This window comes from Paraburkholderia sp. OAS925, assembly GCF_040543975.1.
Taxonomy (GTDB): domain Bacteria; phylum Pseudomonadota; class Gammaproteobacteria; order Burkholderiales; family Burkholderiaceae; genus Paraburkholderia; species Paraburkholderia graminis.
Genome location: NZ_JBEUNO010000001.1, coordinates 1,281,099 through 1,293,096, shown reverse-complemented (window position 1 = coordinate 1,293,096; position 11,998 = coordinate 1,281,099). Strand labels below are relative to the sequence as shown.

Sequence of the window (11,998 nt, the reverse complement as noted above, 5' to 3'; positions counted from 1 at the left end):
GAAGCCGTCAGCTCGTGACGGGGCGCGGCGCGGCAAATAGAGAGCGGACGGCAGTCCCCCTCAGATTCCCCGGCGCACCGCAGAAGTCAGATCATGTAGAAGCTGATCGGCCAATGCTGCCGCGTGTTGCCGCAATTCGGGCACGGCAACCGCCTCCCAATACATGGCCCGAAGCATGGGACCGACGTAGAAGAGATTGTCAGCCGGGTGACCGCTCGCATCGAGCACGCGGTACCGATCGTCGACCTCGAGCCCCAAGCGGAGCGTATCGCGACGAATCTGGCGCGCGTGAAACAGTTGCCTGAGCAAAGGCGAACCCACCTTCGCGAGGTCGTAGTTCGGTCCCGTGCAATTGATCACGGCGCTGACCGTCAGCGGCCGGATCGCGCCGAACGGGCGCGTGCCCAGCGCGACATGAAGCATGCCGTCCTCTTCATACGCGTTGCGAACCGCTCCGGCGATACGTTCAACGTGCCCGGCCTTCAGCAGATACTGAAGGCGCTGACCGATAACCGGCGCAAGTCTGTGCCGATGGATGTCCCAATAGGGCAAAAGCGTGCGGAGAAAGCGCGCGCGCTCCGCAGGCGGGAGACTGCACCATAGCGTCGATGTGTGCGGGCGCAACTCGTTTAGCGCGTCTCGCCAATCCTCTCCGCGGGCGACGCGTTGAGCGACGCAGTCGCGCAGCGATTTTGCGTAAGCCCTGATGGTGGGAGGTAATGACGCGAACCGCTCCGGGTATCCGACCTTGACCGGCAACCTGGGGTTCGGACGGTGCGTGTGAGGCACGAGACCCCGGCGCGAGAACATGAACACCTTGCGCTCGGGGCTGAGCCGTACCAGACGCAGCAAAGTGTCGATACCGGTGTGGCCCATGCCCATGACAGCAACGGGCGCTGCCGGATTTAACGCGTCGATTGCATCGAAGTCCCAAGGCTGCAAGATTCTGTGAGCGACGTCGCTGGAGAAGCACTGCAGCACATCCGGCGCGAAGTGCCCCGTTGCAAGCACGACCCGCTGCGCGTGCAGGATCTGCCCGTCTTCGAATTCGATCCGATACCGCCTGGGCTCTTGCTCCAGGTGCAAAGCGACAGTTTCCCCCCGGTGTCGCGTAAGGACATTGGGACACATTCGCTCTCCTTGCGCGAGCGTGTGTTCCAGATAGTCGCCATATACCGTGCGCGGGACGAACGATCCGGCGTTCAACCGCGCATCGAGACGCTCCAAGTATTCGACGAAGTCTCCGGGCCGATCGGGGAACGCGCTCATGTTGCCGGCCGGCACGTTCAGCAAAAGCTCGGGGTGTGCAGTGCGATAAGCGAGCCCCCGCCCGAAACCCGGTCCGTTGTCGATCAGGACGACGCGAAGCGTGTTCGCCCGCGCGCTGCGCAGCAGGCCGACTGCCGTCAGCGCGCCACTGAATCCGCCGCCGATGATCGCAATGGTCGTCGCGACGCCCTGGGCGGAGTCGGCCACGCCGGACACCGGCTTCAACGCCCCGTCGCCGCTTGCGCTGCTAGCCAGAATATCCTCCGATTGCCTGCAACGACTGCGCCGCCAATTCGCGCTTCATCCAGGCGGCGAAGCGTTCAACGCCTTCCTCGAAATCGACTTTCGGTGACCAGCCGAGCGAACGGCGCGCACTTTCGATGCACAGCACGCTCGTCGGTACGTCGAACGACCGGCCCGACCGATAGCGTCGAATAGCAGGCTGGCCCACCGTGCGCTCGAGCACATCGAGCACCTCGTTGATACTGTGTCCCCGACCCGATCCGATGTTGAACAGGCGTTCGCTGCCTTTCAGGTCGATCGACAGCAGCAGCGCAGTCACGACGTCTTCAATGTAGATGTAATCGCGGATGACAGAACCGTCGCCCCACACTTCGAGTGTTTCGCCTCGAAGGATGCGGCCGAGGAAGACGGCGACGGCCCCTTGCCCCGACTCCGCGCGCTGACCTTCGCCAAAAGGATTGGCCAATCGCAATACCGCGTAATCCAGGCCGTGCTGCTGATGAAACAAAGCGAGGTATTTTTCGATTGCAAGTTTGGCTATCCCGTACGAACACACGGGATTGGTCGGGTGCGTTTCGGGGACGGGCACCGCTTGCGGCACGCCATAGACGGTCCCGCCGGAGGACACGAAAATGACTTTGGTCACGCCCGACTTAACCGCTTGCGTGAGCAGACGAACGGTGCCGAGCAGGTTGGTTTCAACATCGAACGCAGGGTCGGCATTCGACGATTTCGGCAACGTGGTCGACACGAGATGAAAGCAGACGTCGACACCTTCGAGCGCACACGCAAGATCCAGCGGATTAACGAAATCGCCCTGGAAAAGCTCGAAATTCGGATGCTCAATGGCCTGTGGGCAGCGCGCGCCCGTGTGCGGACGCTCGAAACAGCGAACGTAATAACCGTGCTCGAGCAACGCGCGCGTCAAGTGCGATCCGATAAAGCCTCCTCCCCCCAAGACGAGACACCGCTTCATGCTGGCTGCAATCTCACGACTGGCATGGCTATACATATTCGTCCACCGTCAGTTGAGTTGTAGGAGATCGCACCGGCGCTCTTCGGAACCTATCCGTCGTTTGCCGTGCGACATTTTGAAAAGCTCAACGTACTTCGCCGTCACCATATCGATCTTGTAGCGGTTAGCGACCTCGCGCACGAGAGCGCGAGTTCTCTGGTACTTCTGCTCGTCCGACGCGAACGCTGCGATGATTTGCGAGACCGCATCCACCGGCACGGCCCAGTCCTCGAGTTCGATGACCGCGCCGGCAACCTCGTCGCCTTCGGTGAGCATGTTGCGGATATCCCCGACGTCCGTCGCAATGTAGGGTCTGCCCGCAAACAGGCAATCGACGATCGTCAACGGAAAACTTTCGGACTTGAACTTCGTCAGCATGATGCCCATGTCCGCCGCCGCGTAATGGCCCACGGAGTTCTCCGAGAAACCCGCGAAGTGAACGAAGTCGAACGCTCCGCTTTGGCAATACTCGTCGTACACAGGACCGTTGCCCACGAGAATCAGGCGAATGTCGCGGTTCGACAGTGCACGGGCCCCCTCCACCGCCTCGATGGTCTCGGCCCAACCCTTGTCAGGAATCGCCCGACTCACACAGCACAACACGAACGCATCTTCGGGTATGCCCATGCTCGACCGGCTCACCGGCACGATGGTCGGCGGCATCATTCCGTTCGGAATCTTCGCAAAGCGGGTCGAAGTCTCGTCGTACAGTCCGCAGTCGATAAACGGCCCCAGGTTCTTGTCCGCCGTGTAGACCCAGGTCGTGACTTTCTCGTCGGCCAGACGAAGTTGCTCTTCCGTTGCGCCGAATGCGTCACCGTGCTCGATCATTCCGTGCAACGATGCAACGTGCACGCGCAAACTGTCGTATACGTCGGGGACCTGCGACGGATACTTCTGCAAGTGCCATTGATGCGTGTTCAACGCCTCGATGCCGAACGCACGGATAAGTTCTCTCGTCGCCGTCACGTCCGATACCTCGACCACCGGAACATCGTTGCGGACCATTTCACGAATGCGGTCGTCGTGCACCATCAGCCCGGTATTGAGGAGCAGCACGGAATGACCTTGCCGCTTCAGCTCGTTCACGATCCGGATGGGAAGGATCTCAGCACCACCTGGGCTAAAGCCCATCGTCGTGACCATGACGTTCGGTAAGCGCCGCTGGCGTGCCTGCAATATCGAAAAGTAATCGTACCAACGCAAGAACTCTTCACTATCGCCGCCGACAACGCGCAAATAGAATTCTTCGTAACCCTTGCGGCAACGCTCGAGTACTTCCAGTGGCACATCGTAGAGTTCTGCAACGGTACGACTCGCCATGCCGACTTCGCGATAGAACACTTCGCGCTTATAGGTCGTGTCGGCCGTGCTGCCGGGGTAGCGTCGGAAAAAGTTGGTTGCATCGGCGCAAAAGGCGATTTTCCCGCCGCGTAAAAGATGGAGATAGAACACCCAGTCGCCCGCCACGCGCATGGACAGCCACGACTCGTCGTTAAGAAGCGGCATGTCCACCGGCCGCCTGAAGACAACGCTACTCGCGTTTGGGATGGTGTTCTTGATGCCGAGCGCCGTCCTCACTTCGTTATGCGCCGTTTCGACGTAGCTGCTATTCCACCTTTCCGGGTTGTCGAGATCGCTTACGTAGCATTCGAAATTACCGTCGATGGGGTTTTCATCGCGATCGACGAATAGCGAGAAGCTGTATGCCAGCATGACCGCTTCATCGTTGAACGTCGAAACAAGAGTCTCGAGGAACGAAGCGTCACAGAAGTCGTCGCTTTCGGCGATCCAGACGAGATCGCCTGTTGCGGCCTGAATCCCTCTGGCCCATTGACGGAATACGCCGCCGGAGTTTCGGTCGTTGTATAACGTCCTGCTGATTTCCGGATAGGCCGATGCGTACTCATCCATTACTGCGCGGCTTTCGTCCGGCGAGCAATCGTCGAGCAACAGCACCTCAATATTCTTGTAGGTCTGACCGTACACGCTGTCAAGGCGGCGCCTGAGAAACTGCTCGTGCCGGTAATTCGGAACGATGACGGAAACCTTAGGCATCTTCTTGCCCGACTCGTATCCCGTCAGCGCCCGCGCCGTCTCGTTCAGACGGTTAAAGCCCGTTCTATGGTCCGGCTCCAGGGCGATGCCCTCGTTCCAGTCGTTCCACGCGTTGATGAAAACCATGCGCCGATCCGCGGGTTGAGACGTTCTCGCATTGCTGATCGCCGCATCCAGCCACCGCCGGTACGCTTTGGGATGGAAACGGGAATAGACGATCGAATCGGCGCCGCGGACCGCGGAATTATCGCGAGCCAGCGTGACGACAGGATAAGAGAAATGGTCAGGCGCACGGTCTTGCGATAGCCGCGATACACCGTTGGCCGCAACCACGCTGTAGGGAACTACATTGATGCCGCCTTTCGACAGAGGCGTGAAGGTGCCAATTTCCCCGGCCACGGACAGATCCAGCGACGCTTCAAAGAACTGGGTAAGTTCCGTGCGCGACACGTCGTCGTGATCCGCCGACCAGCTGCCGATGAACTTCGGTGCGTTCACGCCCTGTTGCGCAAGATGCTGACGCAAGCTTGCGACGAACTCGCCCATCTGCTGCGCGTTTGCGGCTACGGACACCAGAACGACCGGCCTGTCATCGATGTGGATATAACGACGATCGGCGAAACAAAGCGCGAGCTTGCCGGCGATTGCACGCGACGGTTCCTCGGACTTTGCGTGCAACTGGACGCAAAAACGAATGTCCGCGTCTTCAGTCGCGAGCAAGCCGTCTACCGGCTGTTGCGGTACTGAACCGTCGGCGTCTGTGCCGAGGTCGAAACAGAACGCGTACACGCCATGACGTCGGGCCGCCTGCGCCTGCCAGCGCATGACGTCCTTGTCGAGCGGATCATAAAATCCTGGCTGCGTGCTCGGCAGAAAAGGCTGCAAATGCCCTTTGAACATTGGACGGCCGGCGCGCGCGACAGACCAGTCGGGCGTTCTATAGAAAGCGATCAACTTGACGTCCGATTCGATAGGTCCGAACCAGATGTCTTTCTCATGCAGATTGCTGGCCGCAGGCGCCGCGCGCCGTGCCTCACTCGCTCCAGCAATGGCGTAGTGCCAGAACGGATTGATGCCAGCCTCGCGAATGTCGCGATACGTATCGAGGTAATACCGCGTGTCGAAGTCGTCCGACGGATTGCGCCCTTCTCGCCAGCCAGACTCGCAATAGTGGCGAATCGCCTCATCCGGACTCAGGTTGAGCTCCGAATTCACCGAAACGTAATAGCTCTCGTCAAACAATCCCGACTGTCTGATGGCGTCGACCTCGGCATCGAGGGCATTGTTCACGATTGCATGTTCGTCGCTCTGCGCTGTCACCTGGCCGTCTGCGGGCCCGTGATGGGAAGCGTCAACGGCGGCCACGTCGGTTTGCGACGAATGCGCGACGTCGAAGGATGCCGCCGTCGCGCTTGCCTGGACGATGCGCCCTTCGCGCTTTCCAAAGCGCAGATAGTGCAACAGAGGATTGACGAGTGCGCGCTCGACGTCCGGGTTATCGGACAAATATTGGGCGGTGCTGAAGGCGGGCGATGGATCGCGTCGCTCGCGCCAGCCATGTGTCAGATAGTGCCTGACGGGATCAAGCCCGGCGTCGCGCACGTCCGGATTGCTGGCGAGATAAAACGAGCCGTCGAACAGGTTATTGCCGCGAATGGCGCGGATCGCGAGCCGCGTCTGCAACGCGCGGCGCGCACGCGCGATTGGCGATACGCTGCGCATTTCGTCCGGTCGCGAGTGGCCCAATGCACGGCGGTACGCTGTGGCGCCCTTGCGAATGCGCGTGGCGAGTTGCCACGTGCGAGATCCGAAAATTTCGGCGAGCCGTTGGCGCTCCGATTCGAGCTGCGCGCCTTTCTCCGCAACTTCTTGCTGAAGCATTGCAATCTGGCGATCACCTTCGGCAATTTGCGCATCGCGTTCCGCGAGCGCGCGCTCAAGGTGCCACATGTGCGCCTCGGACTCCGCAATGCGCGCTTGTCGTGCCTCGATGGTCCGTTCCAGTGATTTCACCTGCGCGTTGCTCTGGATCGCTTGCCGACTAAGCCTGGAAACCTCCGCATCGCGTCCCGCGATGGCGCGATTCAGATTCGCGACTAACTGGTCACGCCCTGCGAGAGCCTCGTCGCGGGCGGCGATGTCCGCTTCGCGAGCGATTTGCAAGGCGTCGCGCTGCGCCCGCAACGTCTCAACCTCCATCTGCAACGCGTCGCGCTGCGCTCGTGTAGCGTCGCGCTCAGACGCAGCATTTCCAAGCACTGCGATTCGTGTGTCGCGTTCGCGGACGGCTTGGCTAAGTGCAGTCAACCGCTCCGAGCGCTCGCCGAGTTGCGTGTGCCGGGCGCGCAGCAGATGCACGGCCTTGAGCGCGACGTCGGCCTGCTCTTCGGAGAAGCTCTCCTTGGCTCCGGGCAACGCTCGGTCATAGCCGAATGCATCGAAGTCTTCCGCATACATCGCGCGCAGCAATTCGCCGCTTCGCTCGGTGATGAAATCCGGCTGAAAAGGAATGAGGCTCTCGTTCGCCCGATGCACGGCGAACGGATCAGGCAGGTAGCCGCCAAGCCACTCCTTCAGTGCAGCGCTCAAAGGCGCATTGTCTTCAACTTTCGCGATCCGGGAATATTCGATGATGTCCGGCCTCAGCAACGAAGCCTGCGGCATCCAGTGATGGTCCCAGAACGACGGTGCCTCGTTGCTCGCGAGATGTTCGAGAAACGCTTCGAACGCGGGCGCAATGTCCTGCCTCGAGTTAACCGGCAGATGAAAAAACTCGAACTTCGTATAGCGTCCGACCTGCAGCGGCTCCTGCAACAGCAGCTTGGATTGCCACGCGGAGAAGATGCGCTTATACGGGTTTCGCACCACCGCGAAGCGGAAGTATTCGTTCGAGGTCAACGCTTTATACAGCGCGTCTTCGTCCAGACCCGTGACGTGCGGCGCAACCTTGTGCGATTCGTGAACGACGAGCTCAGGATCGGATTCGGAGCTATCGTTAATGTCGTACAGCGACTCGGCATAGCCTTCCAGCGCCGCGAACCACCACTTCAACGAGGTGCACGCCACCTTGGGCGTGGCGATATAAAACAGCTTGTGCCGTTCGGAACGATAGCTGTTCCAGCGCAGGAACTGGAACAGCTTCTCCTGCGCCGCCAGCTTTCCATCAACAACGTCACTCATTTCCCACCCTTTCCAATCGCTCGATACGCGCCAGCGGATCGCGCAGATCCGTTGTCGAATGCATTACATCGTCGGGGTCGCCGCATTGATCACACAGCCGCTCAGATCGAGCGTCGGCTCACTCGCGGCGAGATCCACATAACCGAACGACTTTTTCCTTTCGGTGGGCGTAATCCGGAACATCACGGCATCCACAATTCGATGTGCGCATGCGGGCTCTTCCGCCGACCACACGCCGCCACCAGCGAAATACGCGCCCTGAATAAGGTTCATATTGAAAGCGAACCTCACCTTGAATTGCGTTCCTGCGCGAGCGTCCGGCACATAGGAGCCCTCTTCGGGATAACGCTGGCCGGTAATCTCCGCTCCCTGGATGTTGCGGATATGGCTACCAAAGAACACTCCGGCAAAGTCCCGCTTGAACACACCCTGCATTTCCAGGTAATACGTTTCACCCGACTGCAGCACATTGACCACGCGCCCGTCTTCGCTACGAAATGCGATGGATTGAATCTCCGCACCCTGCGCCGGATAGACCGTGGTGGTCTCCGGCATGAGTCCTGGATCGAACGTGGACTCGGCGTTCTTCGCTGCGCCCTGAGCGGCGAGCACGAGGTCTGCCGCGGCACCCGCCGCACCATTGACGGCGCCGGCACTGCTGTCCGCCGCGCGAAATTCGCGGACCAGTGATTCGTGATCCGCTTTGGGTGCGTAAAGCAGCTTCTGATACGCGCGCACGGCTTGCGCCGCCGGCGCATACATGATGCGGCTGCCGCTGTCGAGCAGCAGAGACCGTTCGCACAACTCGATGACGCTGGCCGCCGAGTGCGAGACAAAGAGGATCGACGTGCCGCGGCTTTTCAGTTCTTCGAGCCGCGCAAAGCATTTGCGCTGGAACTTCTCGTCGCCCACCGCGAGCGCTTCGTCGACGACAAAAATGTCCGGATCGATCATCGCCTGCACCGCGAATGCGAGCCGGACCACCATGCCGCTCGAATACGTTTTGACCGGCTGATCCAGAAAGTGGCCGATATCTGCGAACGCAACGATATCGTCGAAGCGCGCCTCCACTTCCTGGTGACTGAGGCCCAACACTGCCGCGTTAAGGAACACGTTCTCGCGACCCGTGAAGTCGGGGTTGAAGCCGGAGCCCAGTTCGAGCAACGCAGCGATTCGGCCTTTCGTTTCGAGCGTCCCATGCGTGGGATTCAGGGTGCCGCAAATCATCTGCAGCAAGGTCGATTTGCCGCTTCCGTTACGCCCGATAATTCCGACGGTCTCACCGCGCCGCACTTCGAACGATACGTCGCGAAGCGCCCAGAATTCATGAAAGTACTGGGCAGGCGCAGCGCCGATCATTCTCCGTACGCGGGGCAAAACGAATTGCTTGAGCCGATCTCTCGGCTGGTCGTAGATCTGATAGCGCTTGCTCAGGTTCTCGACTTTGATCGCGATTTCAGAGGACATCGGCAAATCCCGTGCGTGTCTTCTGGAACCAGGCGAAACCCAGCCAGGCGATGAATGCGCTGATCACCAAGTAGACTCCTAACATTTCGAAGCCCGGAACTTTGCCCCAGTACAGTACATCGCGCGCCGACTCGATCACCGGCGTCAATGGATTGAGATAGAGCAGCGGACGATATTTTTCAGGCAACGTTGTTGCAGGATAGAAGATCGGCGAAAGAAACATCAAGACAGTTGTCAGGATGCCGATGACCTGCGCAACGTCGCGCAAAAATACGCCGAGCGACGCCAGCGCCCAACTCAGTCCCATCGTGAAGAGAATGAAGGGGATCAGCACGAGCGGCAGCAAGACAACCGTTGCGTGCGGCGCTCCAAAAAAGATGCAATAGGCGATGAGCCAGACGAGCAAGCTAACGCCGCCGTGAAAAAGAGCCGACCCAAGACTGACCCAAGGGAGTATTTCAAGCGGAAATACAACTTTTTTTACGTAATTGGGGTTGCCCAGGATCAAGCCCGGTGCGCGGTTTATGCATTCCGCAAATAAATTAAATAGCATCAGACCCGCAAATAGCACGAGCGCGAATTCGGTCTTGGAATCGCTCGCCGCGTTCCACCGAGCCTTCATCAGGCCACTGAACACGAGCGTATAGACGGCTAGCATCAGCAGCGGATTGAAGAACGACCAAAAGATGCCGAGAAATGAACCCCGGTAGCGTCCGAGCACCTCGCGCCGAACAGACAATGCGATCAGCCTCCGGTTACGCCACAGACTGATTGCTAGTTCGCGCGGATGAACTGAAAACTTTTGCATTCGAAGAACGCCTTATGCTTTTTGAAAGAACTCTCACGACGGGTAATGGTCGCATGCTCACATGCGAACAACGAGCATGCATGCACCGGTCAGATGCGGTGATTTAACCAACGAAGTGTAGTTGGGCGGCGACAGGACAGGAAAGCGGCTTCTATAACCGCGAGATCGACAGACACACTGGATCGCAAGATCCAACGCTGCAGACCGCCCACGGCCTCGCCCGCGCGCCCCGCTGGGTTGGCTGACTTCATGACCCTTGCCGAAGCGCAGCGATTTTGCGCCATCGCGAGAACTCGCTTAGCGCGAGTGACAATAATACCAGCAATAAAAGGATTCGAGATCAATAGCAAGAATTTGAAGCCTTTTCCGCTTGTGGTGCAGCATCTTCTGCAATGCTCCTAGGACACGCTTGACGCAGTTCGCATTTATCGGTATTTAGCCCACCGAGATATTGGAAATTGCCGGGGCAAGCGCTAGACTAAGATGCAAATTTGCAAACTCCGACATATGACCAACATTGATCTTTTGGGTCTCGATGAAGAGAAGGTGTGGACGACGGAGCTCGCCTTTCAGCATCTGAGCACGCTGCTCGGCGCAGAAAGCAAGCGCACGACTGAACGGCGGCTGCATAGCCTCGAGATCCTTCCGCGAGAACTCAATGCCCAAACGCTCGTCGACGAGCTAGGGCGTCCCGCAATCGCGCTGGTGACGAACTGGGTCATCGAGCGCGCACGAAGCAAGCGCCGGCTCTTGCTGTTCTCGCAGCTAGCTTCGCTGCCGGGAGGACGTCCCTGTCTCCATGCAAACGACGCAAGGGGCGGACGCTATTGGGTACCGCTGCCAGGCGACGCGGACGCCCGCATGGTGCGCAACGCGCTCGCGCAATTGCAGCAGCATCTGGGCCGCGACCTGACCGTCCTCGCTTCCGGGCAACTGGTTGGACTGCTTAGAAATATGCCATCGATCCCATCGATCGAATTCGTACCGCAGGCATACTCGCCGATTCTGATCGAGCCAGCCGACGACGGCGCAAGCCGTGGTCTTATTTCGCCGCACCTGAAGCGGCTCGAAAACGAAAGCATTCACATACTGCGCGAGGCCATTGCCGAGGCGCAGAATCCGGTCATGATGTATTCGGTCGGCAAAGACAGCGGCGTGATGCTGCATCTCGCCCGCAAGGCGTTCTATCCGAGCCAGCCGCCATTTCCGTTACTGCACATCGACACGCGCTGGAAGTTTCAGGAGATGTATCTGTTCCGGGACTACATGGCGCGCCGTTCGGGTATGCGTCTTATCACGCATATCAATCCCGAAGCCATCACGAAGAACATCAATCCGTTCGAACACGGTGCGGCCCGGCATACGGAAATCACAAAGACGGAAGGCCTGAAGCAGGCGTTGGATCACTACAAATTCGACGTAGTCATTGGGGGAGCCCGTCGCGATGAAGAGAAGTCGCGCGCAAAAGAGCGCGTGTTTTCCTTTAGAACCGCCACGCATGTCTGGGACCCGAAGAACCAGCGCCCGGAACTGTGGAATCTCTATAACGCGCGCAAAGAACGCGGGAGAGAGCATCCGCGTGTTCCCGCTCTCCAACTGGACAGAACTCGATATCTGGCAATACATCCGCCAGGAAAACATTCCTGTCGTGCCTTTGTACTTTGCGCAGCCGAGGCCGGTTGTCGTCCGTCCCGACATGATAATGATGGTCAACGACGACCGATGCCAGATCATGCCCGACGAGCAAATAGAGATCCGCAAGATCCGCTTTCGCACGCTGGGCTGTTATCCGCTGACGGGTGCGATCGAATCGGAGGCAGAGACCATCGACGACATTCTGCTCGAACTGATCAATGCAAATACATCGGAACGCCAGGGCCGCAAGATCGACACCGATAGCCCCGGCAGTATGGAAAAGAAGAAACAAGTGGGGTATTTCTGATGGCGCGAAATCCCAG

The 11,998-nt window shown here is 59.1% G+C and carries 6 protein-coding genes and 1 pseudogene; 1 reads left to right on the top strand and 6 read right to left on the bottom strand.

Annotation, left to right across the window (positions count from 1 at the left end; genetic code table 11):
* Positions 1-60: 60 nt before the first annotated feature.
* From ABIE53_RS05615 to ABIE53_RS05590, 6 genes are all read right to left on the bottom strand, one after another.
* Positions 61-1,476, bottom strand: a complete 1,416-nt coding sequence (locus ABIE53_RS05615) for an FAD/NAD(P)-binding protein (protein WP_192700134.1) — start codon at positions 1,474-1,476, stop codon at positions 61-63.
* A gap of 40 nt (positions 1,477-1,516) precedes the next feature.
* Positions 1,517-2,488 (bottom strand): NAD-dependent epimerase/dehydratase family protein, encoded by a 972-nt coding sequence (locus tag ABIE53_RS05610; RefSeq protein WP_192700133.1) that lies wholly within the window; start codon positions 2,486-2,488, stop codon positions 1,517-1,519.
* 48 nt (positions 2,489-2,536) lie between these two features.
* Positions 2,537-7,765 (bottom strand): glycoside hydrolase family 99-like domain-containing protein, encoded by a 5,229-nt coding sequence (locus ABIE53_RS05605; RefSeq protein WP_192700132.1) that lies wholly within the window; start codon positions 7,763-7,765, stop codon positions 2,537-2,539.
* 63 nt (positions 7,766-7,828) lie between these two features.
* A complete protein-coding gene (locus ABIE53_RS05600) occupies positions 7,829-9,232 on the bottom strand; it encodes an ABC transporter ATP-binding protein (RefSeq protein WP_192700131.1) in 1,404 nt (467 codons plus the stop codon).
* Positions 9,222-10,040, bottom strand: a complete 819-nt coding sequence (locus tag ABIE53_RS05595; RefSeq protein WP_192700130.1) for an ABC transporter permease — start codon at positions 10,038-10,040, stop codon at positions 9,222-9,224. Before ABIE53_RS05595 ends, ABIE53_RS05600 begins: the two co-directional genes overlap by 11 nt.
* Before the next feature lie 435 nt (positions 10,041-10,475).
* A complete protein-coding gene (locus tag ABIE53_RS05590; RefSeq protein WP_376914791.1) occupies positions 10,476-10,670 on the bottom strand; it encodes a hypothetical protein in 195 nt (64 codons plus the stop codon).
* Positions 10,671-11,084: 414 nt separating this feature from the next.
* Here ABIE53_RS05590 and cysD point away from each other — a divergent pair.
* Positions 11,085-11,982, top strand: a pseudogene (cysD, locus tag ABIE53_RS05585) (sulfate adenylyltransferase subunit CysD).
* The last annotated feature ends 16 nt before the right edge of the window (positions 11,983-11,998 follow it).

Bases quoted from the DNA above. Each gene is read 5' to 3' on its own strand.
- ABIE53_RS05610 (WP_192700133.1), bottom strand. From the start codon at position 2,488: ATGAAGCGGTGTCTCGTCTTGGGGGGAGGAGGCTTTATCGGATCGCAC.
- ABIE53_RS05595 (WP_192700130.1), bottom strand. From the start codon at position 10,040: ATGCAAAAGTTTTCAGTTCATCCGCGCGAACTAGCAATCAGTCTGTGG.
- ABIE53_RS05590 (WP_376914791.1), bottom strand. From the start codon at position 10,670: ATGCAGCCGCCGTTCAGTCGTGCGCTTGCTTTCTGCGCCGAGCAGCGT.
- ABIE53_RS05605 (WP_192700132.1), bottom strand. From the start codon at position 7,765: ATGAGTGACGTTGTTGATGGAAAGCTGGCGGCGCAGGAGAAGCTGTTC.
- ABIE53_RS05600 (WP_192700131.1), bottom strand. From the start codon at position 9,232: ATGTCCTCTGAAATCGCGATCAAAGTCGAGAACCTGAGCAAGCGCTAT.